This is a genomic window from Paraburkholderia jirisanensis (assembly GCF_054782355.1).
Genome location: NZ_BAAGSQ010000026.1, coordinates 1,434,897 through 1,449,414 on the forward strand (window position 1 = coordinate 1,434,897; position 14,518 = coordinate 1,449,414).

Below are 14,518 nucleotides of genomic sequence, written 5' to 3' on the forward strand. Positions count from 1 at the left end.
TGTCGTCGACTGCGTTTGATTATGTTCGTCTGAAGCTTTAATTTGGCTGACGTATACGGCAGATAAACGGACGATACCAATTTATTGCGGTTTTTTTTGTTGTTTTTGTCGGCTCAATGCCGGTGCTCGTGTTCAGATTTCCGCCTCTTCGCCCACCGCGTGCCGGGCCGACAGCCGGCAGGCCAAATTTGTACATCGCGATGAACAACAATAAGTCGTGCCGTCCGGCGCACTGCACGGCGGTTTGCGGGGACGGTATTTCCGGCGGCACGCGTTTTAAACCGTTGCACCGCTTCGGCAATATCGCGCGCTTTGGTCTGGCCGTGGTATTTGCGGTGTTCGGACTATTCGCGTTATGCGGCGCGATTGCGCAGGCGGCGAACCTGCCGCTTGCAAGGTCGTTGCCGCCGGTGCCGTCGTCGCCAGTGCGCTCCTCCGAACCCGCTGCTGGGGTGGCGATGCGCGACGCTGCCGGCGGTGCCGATCCACGCCGTGCTTTGTTAATGCGCGAACTGTTTGTGCGCGACGTGACGCGTCGTCTGGACGTGCCCGCCGCCGAGCAGCGCGCGTATGGCCAACGGCTGCAGCGCGCGCTCGATGCGCACACGCTCGGCAACCTGTCTGGCGAATACGTGGTGCTGGTCGATCGCAACGAGCGTGTGCAGGCGCTGTTCGTCTATTTCCGCGCGATACCCGCAGACACGTGGCAATGGATCGGCGCGGCGCCGGTCGCGACGGGACGGCCCGGGCAGTTGGATCATTTCGTCACGCCGCTCGGCGTGTTCGAACACACGCCCGACAACATGGACTATCGCGCCGAAGGCACGATGAACCAGAACGGAATTCGCGGTTACGGTGCGCACGACCTGCGCATTTTCGATCTGGGCTGGGCGCAGGGCGAGCGGGGCTGGGGCAAGGGCGGCCTGTCGCAGATGCGCTTGCAGCTGCATGCCACCGATGCGCAAAAGCTTGAGCCGCTGCTCGGCATCCGGCATTCGAAGGGCTGCGTGCGCATCCCGGCATCGCTCGATGTGTTTCTGGCCCACTACGGCATTCTCGACGCCGAGTACGAAGAACGGATCGATAACGGCCGCGCATTGTGGGTGCTGCATGCGGACCGCCAGATCACGCCGTGGGCGGGCCGCTATATCGTGGTGGTGGACTCGGCGCGCAAGACGCGTCCGGGCTGGTCGCCCGAGCCCAGCCGCGCCGCGCGTACGCGGATGCCCGACAAGGCGGACACCGCGGATTAAGCGCCTACGCCGAGCAGCCACAACAACCAGCCACAACAACCAGCCACAACAACCAGCCACAACAACCAGCCACAACAACCAGCCACAACAACCAGCCACGACAACCAGCCACGACAACCAGCTCCACCGCCCCCCACAAGCGTGCCACCTACGAGCGCGCCAGCATCACACCAACCAGCGCCACCACGAAGCCGGCGATCTGCACCGGCAGCAGCGTCTCACCGAAACCGACATAGCCTCCGAGCGCGGCCAGCGGCGGCGCGAGAAACAGCAGCGCGGTGGCGCGCGATGCCGCGCCGCGCCGGACCATCCCCACCAGCAGCGTGACGCTGACGCCCGACAGCATCACGATGCCCCAGGCGAGCGAGATCCACAGCGTGGGCGACGGGATGAAGCGATGTTCGCCGAGCGCGAGCGCGAACACCGCGACGACGATCGCCGCGCCAAAGTTCTGCACCGCGCTGGCGCTGCGGATATCGGCCTTCGACAGCGAGGTTTTCTGAATCAGCGTACCGGCGGTGATGGCCACCACCGCGAGGATCGACACGCTGACCACCAGCCATGCGGGCGCTGCGCCGTGCGCCGCAGCCGAGGGCAGGCCGGCTGCGGCGAGTTTCGGTTCGAGCACCAGTGCGACGCCGGCCAGACCCAGCGCCATACCGCACCAGCCGCGCCGCGACAGACGTTCGCCGAACAGCGGCGCGGCGACGGCCGCGGTCAGCAACGGCTGCAATGCGCCGAGCAACGCCATGACGCCTGCGCTCATCCCTTGCGCGACGGCCCAGTAACCCGCTCCCAGATAGACGCCTTGCAGCAGCGCGCCCGCCACCAGATGCATGCCGAGCGCGCGCCCTGTCGGCCAGGCCACGCGCGCGGCGAGCGCCGCGCACGCGAACAGCGCGGCGGTGCCGGCAAAGCGCGCGAGCAGAAACAGATTGGGATCGGCATAAGGCGTGATCGCGCGGGCGACGACGAAACCGGTCGACCACAGCACGACGAACACGACGGCATTGACAAGGGCAAGCATGGCAACTGGGCTAAGCGCTACGATTCTGGAGTTCGCAGTATCGCGGCAGCAGTGGCGAGTGTCTTGTTCGAGGCTGCACTGACGTGATAGCCGGCACCTCCGCCCGATCGGCGAAACCGCCGCGCCCCCATCAAACCGTCAAACCATCAACAAGATCGTCAACGCACCCAGCAACGCCCCGCAAATCGCGCAGGCCCATAGCAGCGTGCGCGTGCGTCGATACTCGCGGGTCAGTTCGCCGGTCAGTTGCACACGCTGCTTCGAGTGCGTTGCGAGATGGTGCTGATGCTGCAGATAGCGGATCGCCAGTTGCGGCATGCGCGGCACGAGATGGGCGAGATGCGGCAACTCTTGCGACATGTGTTTGAACCAGCCGCGATGATCGAATTCGCGCTGTGCGATCGACGCGAGCACAGTACGCGCGATATTCCACGTATCGACGCCCGGATGCAGCGCATTGGCTAGCGCCTCGGCCTGCTCGAACGAGCGTTGCGCGGCGACGAGGCGCGGCGAAACAGCGCCATCGAACGGCGCCACCGCATGCAGCAGATGATGGAACAATGCGCCGGCCGAGCGCTCGTGCGGCTCGCCGGCGAAATGCGCCTCGGCGCGCGTGCGCAGTTCCGCCTCGAGGCGCTCGGTGCGGGTGTCCCGCGGCACATGTCCGGCGTCGCGATGCAGATCGGCGAGACGCGCGTAATCCTGTTCGAACATGGCGCTCGCGCCTTGCACGAAGAACGAGCGCTCGTCGCCCGACAGATTCGACATCGCCGAGAAATCGGCGAGCACCAGCTTGCCGAGCGTGTCTGCCTCGACGCTGACGCGCACCCGCCGCGCGTCGAACGCCGCATGAAAGAAGCCGTGCTCGAAGGCCTCGTGCGTGACCACTTCGACGATATGAGCGGCGAGCGCCGGCAGCTTCACATGGTAAGCAGTGAGACCCGCGAGATCGGTCGGCGACAGCGTGCGGATACGCTGCGTGACGAGCACCGCGCTGCCGCTCAGATCCCAGATCACGGCCGGCACGAGGACCCGCGCATCGTCGGCGAAGTGGTGCGCGGTCTGGCTCTGGCTCGCGGCCTGTGCCCGCAGATCCAGACGTCGCAGCACGTCGTGCGTGAAGGCATCGGTCAGCTCGCGCAAGCGCAGGCGCCGCGCGCTCTTCGACAGCTTTTCGAGCCAGCGCGCCACCCAGCGCAGCAGCGCGGCATCGTCGTCGAGCTGCTGCATCTGGTCGACCCGCAACAGCTTGATGGCGACTTCGCGATGGCCGTCGAGCGGCACCGCAAGGCGTGCCGCATGCACCTGTTCGGCAAAGCCGCTCGACGCCGCGACGAACTCCACCGTTTCGAACAGCGCCGGCAGTGGCCGCCCGAACGCAGCCGTGAGCGCCTGTTCGGCGGCCGCGGGCGACAGCGGCTCGCTCAGCTGGCTAAGTGCATCGATCGCGTCGTGCAGCGTGCCGGCGGCCAGTTCGGGGCGCTGCGCGAGCGTTTGCGCAAACGCGCTCGCCAGCGGGCCGAGCTGCGGCAGCAGCCCGTGCAGGCCCGCGCGGCCGCGTTCCGACGCGTGGACACGCTGGATCAGCGTGACGATCCAGGTCAGTTTGTGGTCGGGCGGCGCGGCAAGCCAGATGAGGCGCACACCGAAACGGAGCGCATGGAACAGCAGCAGCAAACGGCGAAACAGAGGCGGCATCGGCAAGTTGAAGGCTGGGCGCGCCGGCGCATGGGCGCTGGTGCAATGGCGTTGGCGCATGTGAACTGAAGTGCGGCAAGCCGATGAGCTTAGCAGGTTGAGGACGTAGCGGAGCATCCGGTGTTGCCGCGTAATACAATACGCCGGCCTCCTGAACTCATGTTTGCCGCTTGCCGGCGCTTCCAACGCGATGCTCGCAGAACAACGTCATCAATACATCCTGTCGCAAGTGACAAAGAACGGCGCGTTATCGGTGGCCGAGCTGGTGCGCGAGCTGAACGTATCGCGCGAGACGATCCGGCGCGATCTGAATGCGCTCGCCGAACGCGGGCTGATCGTCACGACGCACGGCGGCGCGCTGTCGAGCGAGCGCCGCGAGCCCGACCTCGACGTGCGCGAAGCCGCCAATGCGGCGGCGAAGCGCGCGATCGGCGAGCGCGCCGCGCAGCTGGTGCCCGACGGCGCGTCGCTGATTCTCGATTCCGGCAGCACCACGCATGCGGTCGCGCGGGCGCTGACCGCGCGCCACCGGCTGTCGGTCTATACCAACGACTGGCGCATCGCGCTCGTGCTCGGCCGGCGCAATGAGAACCGCGTCACGCTGTTGGGCGGCGAACTGTCCGACGTCGAAGACGCCGCGTTCGGCCTCGATACGATTCACCAGCTCGCGCAGTATCACGTCGACTTCGCGATCGTCGGCGCGGGTGCGATTACGCCCGACGCGCATCTGGCCGATTACTCGCGGATGGCCGCCGAAGTGCGCGCGAAGATGATCGAAGCGGGCAATATCGTGGTGGTGGTCGCGGACCATTCGAAGTTCGGCCGCGTGACGCCGGTGCGCATCAACGGCCTCGAACGCGCGCGCTGCATCGTGACCGAGGCGCCGCCGGAGCGGGGTATCGCGAAGGCGATTGCCGCGCGCGGGCCGGAGATCCTGATCGCGTAAGTGGCGTAAGCAGCAGTAGCGCAACAGCAAGCGGCGGGCAGCATGGACGATACCGGGACCCATCCCGGGCCAGCCAGCCACACGTCTACCCATGCATGACTGGCCGCATGCGGCACATCGCCCGGATCGGCGGCGCAGGCGCGGCAGGCCGCACCGCGCACCCGCTCCCGTCACGGCATATCGATGCCGAGCCGCCCAATCGTCCTGCCGATCGCCGCCACCGCGTTGTGCATCTCATTGACGTCGATTGCGCCGATGCAACCCACGCGAAAGGTTTCGACTTGCGTCAGCTTGCCCGGATACAGCACGTACCCCGCGTCGCGTACCGCTGCGTAGAACGCCGCGAAGTCCCAGCGTGGATCGCGTGGCGCATGAAACGTGACGATCACCGGCGCCTGCACGTCAGCGGCGAGGAACGGCGTAAAGCCGAGTGCTTTCATACCGTCGATCAACGCCGCGCAATTGCGCGCGTAGCGTGCGCCGCGCGCCGGCTGTCCGCCTTCGTCGATGAAACGATCGAGCGCGCACCGCAGCGCGGCCACCACGTGGGTCGGCGGCGTGAAGCGCCATTGCGTGGTTTTCTTCATATAGGCGTATTGGTCGTGCAGGTCGAGCGCGAGCGACGGCGAACGGCCTTCGGCTTCTTCCAGCACACTGCGCCGCACGATCACGAAGCCCATGCCCGGCACGCCCTCGAGGCATTTGCCGCTGGCCGACACCAGCGCGTCGATGCCGCCGTGGCGCAAGTCGATCGGCAGCGCGCCGAACGAGCTCATCGCATCGACGATCAGGCTTTTGCCGTGCTGCTTGCACACCGCCGCGAGTTCGTCGAGCGGATTGAGCAGGCCGGCGCTGGTTTCCAGATGCACTTGCGCGACGTGCGTCAGTTGCGGATCGCGCGCGAATGCGTCGGCGAGCATGTCTGCGGTCACCGGCTGGTCGTCGCGCAGCGGCAGTTCGACATAAGCGATGCCAAGGCGCTGCAGGATCTTGATCAGGCGCGCGCAGTACGCGCCGTTGTTCGGCACCAGCACGCGGCCGCTTTTCGGCACCAGCGTGCCGAGCGCGGCCTCCACGGCGAAGGTGCCGCTGCCTTGCAACGGTACGCACACGTAGTTTTTTTCGCCATGTACGATGCCGACCAGATCGGCGCAGACGCTGTGCGTGATCCGGTTGAAGGCGGCGTCCCACGAACCCCAGTCGCGCAACATCGCTTCGCGTGTCGCGGGGGAAGTGGTCAGCGGTCCCGGCGTCAGCAGGATGGGGTCGTTTCCGAGAATCACAGCAGCTCCTTGTCGACGGCAGTGCGCAGCGGCGCGCGCCTGCCGAAATCGATAAACGACGCGACGTAAATGGAAACATCGCCAGCGTCGTTGCATGCGCACATTATTGTCGAAATGTGGCAATTTGTGGAGTTGCTCGCGATAGTCACGGAATTGTCACGGAAACCTGTGATTCTTGCCCCTGCCCGCCGGAGGGCGGAGCAAGGCGGATTCGTCAGACCTTCGGACGCATTCGGCGGCATCGGTCATGAAAGTCGTCAGCAAACGGTAGTTGGCAATCTGTGCGGCCCGGAGCGGGCCAGTACAAGCGGCGCGACACACGCTCGCCGCTCAATCACAACGGATATCAGGCACGTCATGCAGGCGATGCCTTTTGGAGAAAACGACATGAGAACGACGAATCAAGTTCGCGCGACGGGCGTGATCCGCAAGCTGCTGCCGGCGCTGGTCGCCGCCGCGGCATTCGGCGCTTCGCTGTCCGCGCATGCCGCAGACGCGATCGTGCTGTACACCGCCGACGGCCTCGAAAACCTCTATAAGGACGTGCTGCCTGCCTTCGAGAAGAAGGAAGGCGTGAAGGTCAACATCGTCACGGCCGGCAGCGGCGAAGTGGTGAACCGTGCAACCGTCGAAAAGGATTCGCCGAAGGCCGACGTGCTGGTCACGCTGCCGCCGTTCATCCAGCAAGCCGCGCAAACCGGCCTGCTGCAGAACTACCAGAGCGTGAACTACAAGAACGTGCCGGCGATCGCCAAGGCTTCGGACGGCGCATGGGCGACCTTCGTCAACAACTACTTCTCGTTCGCGATCAACCCGGACGTGGTGAAGACCCAGCCGAAGACCTTCGCCGACCTGCTGCACCCGGATTACACCGGCAAGGTGGCCTATTCGAACCCGGCGACCGCCGGCGACGGCATGGCCGTGATTATCCTGACGACGTCGCTGATGGGTGAAGACAAGGCGTTCGACTATCTGAAGAAGCTCGAACAAAGCGCCAAGTTCCACACCAAGGGCACGGGCTACCTCGACGTGCTGCTGTCGCGCAACGAAATCTCGGTGGCCAACGGCGACCTGCAGATGGACCTCGACGATGCAGCCAACGGCGGCCTCACGCTCAAGCCGATTTTCCTCGCCGCGCAAGCCGGCGGCCAGCCGACCACGTTCCAGCTGCCGTATGCGATCGGCCTGATCAAGGGCGGTCCGAACACGGCGGGCGGTCAGAAGCTGATCGACTACCTGATGTCGAAGGACGTGCAATCGAAGGTGCCGGATATCTTCGGTATCCCGGCGCGCAGCGATGTGGCGCTGACCGGCAAGAACGGCACGGCGGTGAAGCAGGCGATCAGCGGCGTGAAGCTGATTTCGGTCGACTGGACCCAGGTGATGGCGAAGAAGGCCGACTGGACCACGCGCTGGAAGAACGACGTGATCGGCGATTCGGGCAAGAAGCTCGACGTCGTGAAGCCGCAATAAGCGCTTCGTCGTACGCGTTGTTAGTTGTTTTACAAGCTGGAGACGAAACCCGGTGAATACCGCGAGTCTTGCTGACCCCGGCGCGCTCGGCGCCGCTTCGGAAACGTCGGGCGTCGCGCGAGCGGATGCGGCAGGCGGCGTGCAGATCGATCACCTGAGCGTGCGCTTCGGCGCACGCACGGTGCTCGACGACCTGACGCTGACCATCGAGCGCGGCGAACTGTTGACCGTGCTCGGACGCAGCGGCTGTGGCAAGACCACGCTGCTGCGTTTTATCGCCGGGTTTATCGAGGCCGATGGCCTGTCCGGCACGCTGACGGTCGCGGGCCGCGACCTGACGCATGTGCCGCCTCACAAGCGCAACTTGGGACTGCTGTTCCAGAGTTACGCGTTGTTTCCACATCTGTCGGTGTTCGACAACGTCGCGTTCGGTCTGCGCGCGCGGCGCGTGCCGTCGAAGGACATCGCGCGCCGCGTCGCCGATGCACTCAAACTGGTGCAGCTGGGCGACGCCGGCCACGTGATGCCGGCGCAGCTGTCGGGCGGCATGCAGCAGCGTGTTGCGCTGGCGCGCGCGCTGGTAATCGAGCCGGATGTGCTGCTGCTCGACGAACCGCTGTCGGCACTCGACGCCAATCTGCGCGCGTCGGTGCGCTCCGAACTGAAGGCGCTGCACGAGCGGCTGCCGAATCTGACGATCGTCTGCGTGACGCACGATCAGGACGACGCGCTGGTGCTGTCGGACCGTACGCTGCTGATGCGCGAAGGGCGCATCGCACAGCTCGGCACGCCGCAGCAGCTGTACGACACGCCCGACGATGCGTTCGTCGCGCGTTATCTCGGCGCGGCCAACCTGCTGCCGCCGCAAATCGCGTTTCCGCTCGGCGATGCGCGTCATGCGGAGCGCGAACGGGTCGCGTGTCTGCGGCCGGAGACGCTGCGCATCATGCCGCTCGGCGAAGGTCAGCTGCACGGCACGATCTCGTCGGTCGAGTGGTATGGCGCGGTGCTGTCGGTATCTGTCGTGCTCGATGCGATGCCCAACGAGCCGGTGCTCGTCACGATGCAGCGCGTGAGCAGCATGACGCCGGAGAAGGGCGCGCGTGTTTCATTGCACTACGAGGCCGCGGATGTCGTCCTTATCAAGCCCTGAGGCGCTCGACACAAACGCTGGCGCGAGCGACCGCGCCGCCGATGCGCGTCGCGCGGCGACCGCCGCATCGCACGCCGCCGCGAAGCGTCGCCGCGAGCGCAGGGCGCAGTGGCATCTGCTGTTTCTCGCGGTAGTCATACTCGGTCCGCTGGTGATCTATCCGCTGGTGCGGCTGGTGTTGTTGAGCCTGAGCGGCGCGGGTGCCCAAGGGCTCAGCTTGCACGCGTACGCGACGTTTTTCGGCAATCCGGAAACGCGCGGCGTGATCGGCACGACGCTGTGGATCCTCTTTTTGAGCGCGGGCCTGGCGTCGCTGCTCGGCGTCGGGCTCGCGGCGCTGCTGTTTTTCAAGCCGTTTCCGGGCGCGCGGCTCGTGACGCGTTTTCTCGAGCTGTTCGTTGCGTTCCCTTCGTTTCTGGTCGCGTTCACGCTGATCTTTCTATACGGCTCGCAAGGCTCGGTCAGCATCGGGCTGCAGCGGCTGTTCCATCTGCAGACGCCGCCACTGGATTTCCTGTTCGGCATCGGCGGCGTGATTCTCGCCGAAGTGGTGTTCTACGCGCCGTTCGTGGTGCGGCCGACGCTCGCATCGTTTGCGATGCTCGACATGCGTCTTATCGAAGCCGCGCGCAGTCTCGGCGCCAACGGGCTGATGGTCGCGCTGCGCGTGATCATGCCGCTCGCGTGGCCCGGCATCGCGGCCGGCACGATCCTGTGTTTCCTGCTGACATTGAACGAATTCGGCATCTTGCTGGTGCTTGGCAGCGCGCATCTGATCACGCTGCCGGTGGCGATCTATAGCTCCGCTACCGTCGATCTCGATCTGCCGACCGCCGCTGCCGGCGCGGTCGTGATGCTGGCCATGTCGCTTTCGCTGTATGCGCTGTATCGCCGGGTGAACCGGCGCAAGATCGGAGGAGCGCGCTAATGGACGTGCCGAAGAGCCGCCCGGCGCTGCCTGCGTTGCATGGCCGCGTGCGGCCGGTGCAACGCGGGATCGTGGCGCGTATCGCGGGCGGCGTGCTGCTTGGGTTGGCCGCGCTGCTGTGCGTGTGGTTGTTTGTGCTGCCGGTGGCCGTGGTCGCGCTGTCGAGCGTGGCCTCACACTGGTCCGGCACGATTCTGCCCGACGGCTTCAGCATGCGCTGGTTCGAACGGCTCGGCTCGAGCGATTTCGATGCGGTGACAACCAGTCTCGAAGTGGGCTTCGGCGTCGCGGTGCTCGGCACCGCGCTCGGGCTGTGGCTCGCGCTCGCGCTGGAAGGGCGCGACCGGCGCGGCCTCGGCGCGCTGGTCGATACGATCGCGATGATGCCCAACGGCGTGCCGAGCGTCGTGCTCGGGCTGGCGGTGCTGATCGCGTATCACAAGAAGCCGCTCGATCTGTCGAGTTCGGCGGCGATCGTCGTGTTCGTGCAGCTCGCGCTAGTGCTGCCGTTTTGCTATCGATGCGCGGCCGCGGCATTGCGGCCCGAGCTGACGATCTTGCGTGAGGCGGCGGCGAGCCTCGGCGCGCCGCCTTCGATGGTGCTGCGGCGCGTCGTGCTGCCGCAGCTGGTGCCGGCGATTCGCGCGAGTCTGGCGCTCGGTTTCGCGCTGTCGCTCGGCGAGCTGGGCGCGACGCTGACCGTTTATCCGCCGGGCTTTGCGACCGTGCCGATCGTCGTGGTCGGGCAGGTCGAGCGCGGCTATTACCTGCCGGCTTCGGCGCTGGCGCTGATTCTGCTGCTGGTTTCGCTGGCAGCCTTGCTGCTGATCGCCGCGCATGTGCCGCGGCGGCGCGCGGACTGACGCGCGCCTTTCCTTAAATTTTTCATTGGTGTGGCTTCGTGTGGTGTTGTGCGCATCCGGATGTGGCAAATTGTGTCAAAATGGCCGAAAATATGGAAATTTGATCGGTGCGTGGATACGTGGCCTTGGGCAGCTTGCCTCGGACGCTCGAGGTCCACGATCCACAAGCGTGTAATCGCTGTATGAGGTAATCGAAGCAATGTCGAATCAATCCGTCCGCCACATCGAAGTCAATGGCCGTCGTTACCGGCTGCCGGTGCAGCCGACCGTCGTCGTATGCGTCGATGGTTGCGAGTACGACTATCTCGAAGCCGCAGTCGCCGCAGGCGCGGCGCCGTATCTCGGCCGGCTGCTGGCCGGCGGCGCGGCGTTCAAGGCCGATTGCGTGATCCCGTCGTTCACCAACCCGAACAACCTGTCGATCGTCTGCGGCGTGCCGCCGGCGGTACATGGCATCTGCGGCAATTTCTTCTGGGATCCGCAGGCAAACGATGGCGCGGGCGGCGAAGTGATGATGAACGACCCGGCTTATCTGCGCGCCGGCACGCTGCTCGCCGCGGCGGCCGACGCGGGTGCGGCGGTGGCCGTCGTCACCGCGAAGGACAAGCTGCGGCGCCTGCTCGGCTGGCAGATGGACGGCATCTGCTTCTCCGCGGAAAAAGCGGATCAGGCAACGATGGACGACAACGGCATCGATGACGTGCTCGAGCTGGTCGGCTTGCCGGTGCCCGACGTGTACAGCGCGGACTTGTCGGAATTCGTGTTCGCGGCCGGCGTGCGGCTCGCGCAGACGCGCAAGCTCGACCTGATGTATCTGTCCACCACCGATTACATCCAGCACAAGTTCGCCCCAGGCACACAAGGCGCGAACGACTTCTACGCGATGATGGACCGCTACCTCGCGCAGCTCGACGAGCTCGGCTGGGCGATCGGCCTCACCGCGGATCACGGCATGAATGCCAAGCACGATCCGCAGACCGGCGCGCCGAACGTGATCTATCTGCAGGATGTGATGGATCAATGGCTCGGCGCGAGCGCGGCCCGTGTGATCTTGCCGATCACCGATCCGTACGTGGTGCACCACGGCGCGCTCGGCTCGTTCGCAACGATCTATCTGCCGCGCGAGATCGATGTGCGCGCCATCATCGAGCGGCTTGCGGCGCTGCCGGGTGTCGAAGTGGTGCTCGATAATCGCGCCGCGTGCGAGCGCTTCGAGCTGCCGAACGATCGCGTCGGCGATGTCGTCGTGATCGGCACGCGCGATACGGTGCTCGGTACGCGTCACGATGAACACGACCTGTCCGGCTTGACGGTGCCGCTGCGCTCCCACGGCGGTTTGTCCGAGCAGCAGGTCCCGCTGATCTTCAACGGCGCGCTGGACGGCTGGCCCGCAGGCCGGCGGCTGCGCAACTTCGACGTGTTCGACGTCGCGCTCAACCATCTGGCGGCCACATCATGAATGCGCTGCTCACCGATCATCCGGCGTTTCGTGCGGAAGCGCTGCGGCTCGAAGGCAAGCATGTGGAGCGCTCACGCACGCTCGACGTGTTCGATCCGTATAGCGGGTTGCGGGTGGGCAGCGTGCCGCTCGCGTCGGTCGACGACGTGCGCGCCGCGTTCGAGTATGCGCATGCCTACACCGCGCAGCTGACGCGCTATGAGCGTTCGCAGATTCTCGAGCGTGCGGCGGCGCTGTTGCGTGAGCGTGTGGAAGCGGCGTCGGATCTGATTTCGCGGGAATCGGGATTGTCGAAGCAGGATTCGCGCTACGAGATCGGTCGCGTGGCCGACGTGTTCAAGTTCGCTTCGATCGAAGCGTTGCGCGACGACGGTCAGAGTTTTTCGTGCGATCTCACGCCGCACGGCAAGAAGCGCCGCGTATTCACGCAGCGCGAGCCGCTGGCGGGGGTGATCGTTGCGATCACACCGTTCAACCATCCGATGAACCAGGTCGCGCACAAGATTGCGCCGGCCATCGCGACCAACAACCGGGTGTTGCTGAAGCCGTCGGAGAAGGTGCCGCTGTCCGCGTATTACCTCGCGGATCTGCTTTACGAAGCCGGCTTGCCCGAGCCGATGCTGCAGGTATTGACCGGCGATCCGCGCGAAATCGCCGACGAACTGATCACGCATCCGCTCGCGGAACTGGTGACGTTCACCGGCGGCGTCGCGATCGGCAAGCAGATTGCGGCGCGTGCGGGCTATCGGCGCGTGGTGCTCGAACTCGGCGGCAACGATCCGTTGATCGTGCTCGAAGATGCCGATCTCGAACGCGCCGCGGAGCTTGCCGTGCAGGGCTCGTACAAGAACTCCGGGCAGCGTTGCACGGCGGTCAAGCGTTTGCTGGTGCAACGCAGTGTAGCGGCGCGCTTTACGGAACTGGTGGTCGAGAAGACGCGCGCGTGGCGTTACGGCGATCCGTTCGATCCGTCGAACCGGATGGGCACCGTGATCGACGCCGCAGCAGCGCGGCTGTTCGAGGCGCGCGTCAATGAAGCGGTCGCGCAAGGCGCACGGCTGTTGACCGGCAATCAGCGCAACGGCGCGCTGTACGCGCCGACCGTACTCGATCGCGTCGACCCCGCGATGACGTTGATTCGCGAGGAAACCTTCGGGCCGGTTTCGCCGATCGTCGCGTTCGATACGCTCGACGACGCGATCCAGCTCAGCAACGGCACGCCGTTCGGCTTGTCGTGCGGCGTCTGCACGAACCGGCAGGACGCGATCTTGCGCTTTATCAACGAGCTGCGCGTGGGGACCGTGAATGTGTGGGAAGTGCCGGGCTATCGCGTCGAGCTGACGCCGTTCGGCGGCATCAAGGATTCGGGGTTGGGATACAAGGAAGGCGTGCAGGAAGCGATGAAGAGCTTCACCAACCTGAAGACGTTTTCGTTACCGTGGGAGTGACATTGTGGCTTTGAGTCTGGACGATATTCGCGGTTTGTTCGAAGAGCACGGCAATCTGGCGTATGGCGGCGAGCAGGTGAGCCAGCGCGAGCATGCGCTGCAGTGCGGCGCGCTGGCGGAGCGGGAAGCGGCGAGCGACGAACTGGTGGTCGCGGCGTTTCTGCACGACATCGGGCATTTGCTGAATCGCAAGGGGCCGACGCCGACTGCGCGAGGCGTCGACGATCTGCATCAGTTCTTTGCGCTGCCGTTCTTGCGGCCGGTGCTGCCGGAGGCGGTGCTCGAGCCGATTCGTCTGCATGTGGATGCGAAGCGCTGTCTGTGCGCGATCGACGACACCTACTTCGGCACGCTGTCGCCGGATTCGGTGCGCAGCCTGCAGTTGCAAGGCGGCGTGTTCAGCAGCGAAGAGGCGCAGGCGTTCTTGAGCAAGCCTTATGCGGAAGACGCGTTGCGCTTGCGTCGATGGGACGATCTGGCCAAGGTCGCCGATACGGCGACGCCGGAGATCGATCACTATCTGCAGCTGGTTGAGCGGGTGATGGAAAAGCGCGCGGCTGCTTAAGGCTGGCTTTGCGTTTTCTTTAGCGCTTTGGTTGTTTTGCTTAGTGATGTCGTTGCTAAAGCAAGCTTGACATGTGGGCGTGTGAAGAGGGTCTTCACACGCCCACATTGCTTTCTAAAACTTTCTGAAAATAGCGCTTGCGTGCGGCGCATCGAGTGTCTAGAATCTCGATCTTTCGCGCTTCGGCAAACGGGGTGCGAAAGGCGGGAGCGCCAGTAATGGCGGGGGTTTTCGCGGAGTGCAGCAGGTTAGGAAGTTAAAAAAACCTGTTGACGATGTGAGCGAAAGTCTGCATAATCTCGCTTCTCTGCTGCTGAAGCGGCAGACACGAAACAGGCGGTAGCAGCGAAAGGCTGCTGTGCAGTTTAAGCCGGTTTTGTGACGCGATCTTTAACAATTCACAGCCGATAAGTGTGGGCATC

12 protein-coding genes are annotated in these 14,518 nt (G+C 65.0%); 9 read left to right on the top strand and 3 right to left on the bottom strand.

Translation table 11 applies throughout. The annotated features are described in order from the left end of the window. Nucleotides 1-200: 200 nt before the first annotated feature. Nucleotides 201-1,253 (top strand): L,D-transpeptidase, encoded by a 1,053-nt coding sequence (locus ACYVNQ_RS22710; RefSeq protein WP_460904928.1) that lies wholly within the window; start codon nt 201-203, stop codon nt 1,251-1,253. 148 nt (nt 1,254-1,401) lie between these two features. Here ACYVNQ_RS22710 and ACYVNQ_RS22715 read toward each other — a convergent pair whose 3' ends face one another. Continuing rightward, entirely contained in the window at nt 1,402-2,280 is an 879-nt protein-coding gene (locus ACYVNQ_RS22715) for a DMT family transporter (protein WP_460904929.1), read from the bottom strand. Nucleotides 2,281-2,418: 138 nt separating this feature from the next. Further along, complete coding sequence (locus tag ACYVNQ_RS22720) at nt 2,419-3,978, bottom strand: ABC1 kinase family protein (RefSeq protein WP_460904930.1); 1,560 nt, start codon at nt 3,976-3,978, stop codon at nt 2,419-2,421. A 190-nt stretch (nt 3,979-4,168) separates the two neighbouring features. Between ACYVNQ_RS22720 and ACYVNQ_RS22725 the strand changes: the two genes are divergently transcribed. Beyond that, complete coding sequence (locus ACYVNQ_RS22725; RefSeq protein ID WP_460904931.1) at nt 4,169-4,924, top strand: DeoR/GlpR family DNA-binding transcription regulator; 756 nt, start codon at nt 4,169-4,171, stop codon at nt 4,922-4,924. 170 nt (nt 4,925-5,094) lie between these two features. On the opposite strand, the gene ACYVNQ_RS22730 is transcribed toward ACYVNQ_RS22725, so the two are convergent. Beyond that, the gene (locus ACYVNQ_RS22730; RefSeq protein ID WP_460904932.1) at nt 5,095-6,207 is read right to left on the bottom strand and encodes a 2-aminoethylphosphonate--pyruvate transaminase; all 1,113 of its coding nucleotides are present in this window, start codon (nt 6,205-6,207) and stop codon (nt 5,095-5,097) included. 387 nt (nt 6,208-6,594) lie between these two features. Between ACYVNQ_RS22730 and phnS the strand changes: the two genes are divergently transcribed. The 7 genes from phnS to ACYVNQ_RS22765 all read left to right on the top strand — a co-directional run bounded on the left by phnS (nt 6,595) and on the right by ACYVNQ_RS22765 (nt 14,096). Beyond that, nucleotides 6,595-7,680: a 2-aminoethylphosphonate ABC transporter substrate-binding protein gene (gene phnS, locus ACYVNQ_RS22735; protein WP_460904933.1), complete on the top strand. Its 1,086-nt coding sequence runs from the start codon at nt 6,595-6,597 to the stop codon at nt 7,678-7,680. 52 nt (nt 7,681-7,732) lie between these two features. Further along, on the top strand, nt 7,733-8,833 hold the full coding sequence (gene phnT / locus ACYVNQ_RS22740; RefSeq protein WP_460904934.1) for a 2-aminoethylphosphonate ABC transport system ATP-binding subunit PhnT: 1,101 nt from the start codon (nt 7,733-7,735) through the stop codon (nt 8,831-8,833). Then, nucleotides 8,811-9,761, top strand: coding sequence for a 2-aminoethylphosphonate ABC transporter permease subunit (gene phnU, locus ACYVNQ_RS22745; protein WP_460904935.1), 951 nt, complete (start codon nt 8,811-8,813; stop codon nt 9,759-9,761). The genes phnT and phnU overlap by 23 nt, the downstream gene beginning before the upstream one ends. Next, nucleotides 9,761-10,624, top strand: a complete 864-nt coding sequence (phnV, locus tag ACYVNQ_RS22750) for a 2-aminoethylphosphonate ABC transport system, membrane component PhnV (protein ID WP_460904936.1) — start codon at nt 9,761-9,763, stop codon at nt 10,622-10,624. Before phnU ends, phnV begins: the two co-directional genes overlap by 1 nt. Nucleotides 10,625-10,823: 199 nt before the next feature. Next, nucleotides 10,824-12,083 carry a phosphonoacetate hydrolase gene (gene phnA, locus ACYVNQ_RS22755; RefSeq protein WP_460904937.1) on the top strand — a complete coding sequence of 420 codons (1,260 nt, stop codon included), beginning with the start codon at nt 10,824-10,826 and terminating at the stop codon, nt 12,081-12,083. Then, nucleotides 12,080-13,531, top strand: coding sequence for a phosphonoacetaldehyde dehydrogenase (gene phnY / locus ACYVNQ_RS22760; protein WP_460904938.1), 1,452 nt, complete (start codon nt 12,080-12,082; stop codon nt 13,529-13,531). Before phnA ends, phnY begins: the two co-directional genes overlap by 4 nt. Before the next feature lie 4 nt (nt 13,532-13,535). Then, the gene (locus tag ACYVNQ_RS22765; RefSeq protein WP_460904939.1) at nt 13,536-14,096 is read left to right on the top strand and encodes a phosphonate degradation HD-domain oxygenase; all 561 of its coding nucleotides are present in this window, start codon (nt 13,536-13,538) and stop codon (nt 14,094-14,096) included. The last annotated feature ends 422 nt before the right edge of the window (nt 14,097-14,518 follow it).